Source organism: Peribacillus sp. P4_C12, from assembly GCF_056402095.1.
Genome location: NZ_JBFUIB010000363.1, coordinates 1 through 3,854, shown reverse-complemented (window position 1 = coordinate 3,854; position 3,854 = coordinate 1). Strand labels below are relative to the sequence as shown.

The following is a 3,854-nucleotide window of genomic DNA, read 5'->3' as shown; positions in this document are numbered from 1 at the left end:
TCATGTATTGATAGGAGTTTTTATTTTTTTTAGAGAAAGAATTACATAGTGAGTAGGAAGGCAGTGGAGTATAAATGAATTATGAAGAAGTAATTATCATAGGTGGAGGTCCATGTGGATTGGCTGCTGCAATTGCCCTGAAGGAAGTGGGGATACAGTCTCTAATCATTGAAAAAGGCAATGTGGTGGATTCCATATACCGGTATCCAACACATCAAACCTTTTTTAGTTCAAGTGAAAAATTGGAGATTGGTGACACGGCTTTTATCACGGAAAACCGTAAGCCTGTCCGTAATCAGGCACTTGCCTATTATAGGGAGGTAGCTAGAAGGAAAGAACTGCGTGTGAATAAGTTCGAAAAAGTGGAAAAAGTGGAAAAACAGGATAATGGTAAATTTTTAGTCCGGACATCAAAAGGCGACTATACAGCTTTGCGAGTCATCGTATCGACCGGTTATTATGATCATCCTAATTATATGTGTATTCCCGGTGAGCAGCTTCCTAAAGTGTTTCATTATTTCAAGGAGGGTCATCCGTACTTTAACTGTGATGTTACAGTCATCGGTGGTAAAAACTCAAGTGTAGATGCAGCGCTGGAGTTGGTCAAGTCAGGGGCAAGAGTTACAGTCCTGTATAGAGGCTCAGAATTCTCTTCAAAAATTAAACCATGGATTCTCCCTGAATTTGAATCATTAGTCCGTAATGGGACAATTATGATGGAATTTAATGCGGTTATTGATGAGATCACAGAGGAGAGTGTCATTTATCACGTAGGTAACGAGGAAAAGGTTATTAAAAATGATTTTGTGTTTGCAATGACTGGATATCATCCTGATCATTCATTTTTAGCATCAATGGGCATCAAAATTGACGAGGAGACAGGAAGGCCTACTTATAATGAGGAAACGATGGAGACGAACATTGAAGGTATCTATATTGCTGGAGTTCTAGCAGCTGGAAATAATGCGAATGAAATCTTCATTGAAAATGGTCGGTTTCATGGAGGCTTGATTGCATACCATTTGGCTGTTAAGGAAAAGTAATTTTTATTACAGGAGCTGAAAGTATGGAGAAAATATCATTAATAACAACAGGTGGAACAATCGCCAGTAAAGAAACCACGAATGGTATGTTGGCTTCTGGTGCGTTAAGCGGGATAGAGTTAGCATCACTTTGCAAACTACCAAACCATATTGAAATGAAAGTTGTAGACCTTTTCCGGATTTCTAGTATGTCCATGGGTTTTGGGAAAATGGAAAAACTTAAATGTGCAATTCAAAAAGAATTGGAGGATCCAGATGTTACTGGAATTGTCGTAACTCACGGTACGGATACATTAGAAGAAACGGCTTATTTCTTGGATGTTACGATTAAGGATCAACGCCCAATTGTTTTAACTGGTTCTCAGCGATCTCCTAAAGATGTTGGAACTGATGTGTATTCGAATTTAAGAAATTCAATATTATGCGCGGCGAGTGAATTGCTTTATGACGTTGGTGTGGTTGTTGTTTTTAATGAAAGAATCTATTCAGCAAAATATGTAAAAAAAGTACATGCTTCCAATTTGCAAGGATTTGAATCTTTTGGCTATGGGTATTTAGGTATTATTGATAACGATATCGTTAGCATATATCAAAAACCACTACATCGGGAGTGCTTTGATATCCATCATCGTATCCCTAGGGTGGATATCATCAAGTGCCATACTGGCGCTGATGGCCTTTTTATAGAAGCTTCGGTCAAAAAAGGCGCTAAGGGTATCGTGCTCGAAGGTGTTGGCAGGGGACAGGTTACACCGGAAATGGTTCCTGCCATCCAAGAGGCAATCGATAATGGTGTTACTATCGTCATGACTACAAGTGCGGAAGAAGGAAAAGTATATCCAGCTTATGATTATGAAGGTAGCGCATTTGATCTAAAACAACGTGGAGTAATATTAGGTGCTGACTATGACAGCAAGAAAGCAAGAATTAAGTTAGCTGTCGTTCTATCCAGTGAACACACCGTAGATGAAAAATTCTTTAAGTACTGAGGAATTAAAAAATGTAGAAAGACTTTGATTCTTAGATTTAGTTTTTCTGCATTCCGTGGTACGATTAAGAAAAAGAAAAAGAAAAGAGGGTCAGCTTATGCTGGTCATGTTGTCAGCAGCTATTGCGCCAGGGTTGGCGCTGCTCAGCTATTTCTATTTGAAAGATCAATATGAAACCGAACCCATTTCGGTTGTCATCAAAACTTTTTTCTTCGGTGTCTTCCTTGTTCTGCCGATTATGTTTATCCAATATGTGCTTGAAACGGAACATATTTTAAATACCGATTTTGCTAATGCTTTTTTATGGGCTGCATTGCTTGAAGAATTTTTCAAGTGGTTCATACTCATATATGTAATATATCAACATATAGCCTTTGATGAGCCATATGATGGAATCGTCTATGGTGCAGCAGTCTCCCTTGGATTTGCCACAATGGAAAATATAATGTATTTGCTGGCCAATGGAGTAGAACATGCTTTTATCAGAGCTATTCTCCCTGTATCAAGTCACGCTTTATTCGGTGTAATCATGGGGTACTATTTGGGCAAGGCGAAATTTTCTACTTCGAATAATAGGTCCTATTTATTCTTGGCACTTGTCATACCAATCTTGCTACATGGGGTTTATGACTATATTTTAATATCACAAAAATTTTGGGTGTATTTTATCTTGCCATTTATGATTTACTTATGGTGGTTAGGTATGAAAAAAGTAAAAAAAGCTCGTTTATTGTCTGAGTTTCATGCAGAAAAACTTTCTCAAAATCATTTTCTTAGTAAGTAATATATATTTCTATGACGGAGTGCTGGCATATTTTGCCCGCTCCGTTTTTTATTGGTTTGGAATAAAAAAGCCAGTTAAGAAGAAAATAGAATTACATTAATTCAAGAAAAAGAGGAGTGTTTTTGATGAAAGGAATTTCGTCAAAATGGAAATGGCTTTTGCTGTTTTCGTGTATAACGATTTGTTTCGGAATTTTCCCGGAAACAAGAACAAATGCCTTTTCGAGCCAAGTTATTCAAAAAGGCGCGGTTGGTGATGATGTAATTGAACTTCAAGCACGGTTACAAAACATTGGATACTATCATGGAAAGATTGATGGAGTCTATGGCTGGGGTACTTATTGGGCACTTCGAAACTTTCAACAAGATTTCGGACTTCCAATCGATGGCTTTGCCGGGTCCTCTACAAAACAGAAGTTGGCAAATGCCTCTAATTTTAATAGTAAATTTGTTCACGAACAGATTAATAAAGGTAACGAGTTTACGTATTATGGAGGAGTCGATATTGAAAAGCAGGTAAAAGTGAAGGGGAATGCATCAGGATCTAAGCCAAGTGGAGGCAAAGCTCCATCCGAAAAAACACCCTCCAAAACTGCTACAGCAGCGAATCTTCCGGGCGGATACTCTCAGAATGATATACAACTGATGGCCAATGCCGTATATGGCGAGGCGCGGGGGGAGCCATATACCGGTCAAGTTGCTGTTGCAGCCGTAATTTTAAATAGGGTAGAGAGTGTATCTTTCCCGAATACCATTTCGGGAGTGATTTTTGAACCTGGGGCCTTTACGGCTGTTGCGGATGGACAGATTTGGCTGACACCAAACGAAAGGGCAAAAGAAGCCGTCGTGGATGCTATCAATGGTTGGGATCCAAGCGGTAATGCAGAATATTACTTTAATCCCGATACGGCAACAAGTAAGTGGATCTGGTCAAGAGAACAAATTAAAAGAATCGGAAAACATATCTTTTGTAAGTAAAGAGGTGAAGGAAAATGATCAGGAATATAGTGATTGTCCTGCTTGTTGTAGTCGTTGCAGG

At 38.8% G+C, this 3,854-nt stretch carries 4 protein-coding genes; all 4 read left to right on the top strand.

Features of this window, described 5'->3' with window-relative positions; translation table 11 throughout:
- Positions 1–74 precede the first annotated feature (74 nt).
- The 4 genes from AC1DUW_RS22970 (at position 75) to sleB (ending at position 3,793) form a co-directional block, all read left to right on the top strand.
- A complete protein-coding gene (locus AC1DUW_RS22970; RefSeq protein WP_053346800.1) occupies positions 75–1,043 on the top strand; it encodes a YpdA family putative bacillithiol disulfide reductase in 969 nt (322 codons plus the stop codon).
- Positions 1,044–1,066: 23 nt separating this feature from the next.
- Positions 1,067–2,032 carry an asparaginase gene (locus AC1DUW_RS22965; protein ID WP_053346799.1) on the top strand — a complete coding sequence of 322 codons (966 nt, stop codon included), beginning with the start codon at positions 1,067–1,069 and terminating at the stop codon, positions 2,030–2,032.
- 97 nt (positions 2,033–2,129) lie between these two features.
- Positions 2,130–2,816, top strand: a complete 687-nt coding sequence (gene prsW / locus AC1DUW_RS22960) for a glutamic-type intramembrane protease PrsW (protein ID WP_053346798.1) — start codon at positions 2,130–2,132, stop codon at positions 2,814–2,816.
- Between the two features lie 125 nt (positions 2,817–2,941).
- Positions 2,942–3,793 (top strand): spore cortex-lytic enzyme, encoded by an 852-nt coding sequence (sleB, locus tag AC1DUW_RS22955; RefSeq protein WP_053346797.1) that lies wholly within the window; start codon positions 2,942–2,944, stop codon positions 3,791–3,793.
- Positions 3,794–3,854 lie beyond the last annotated feature (61 nt).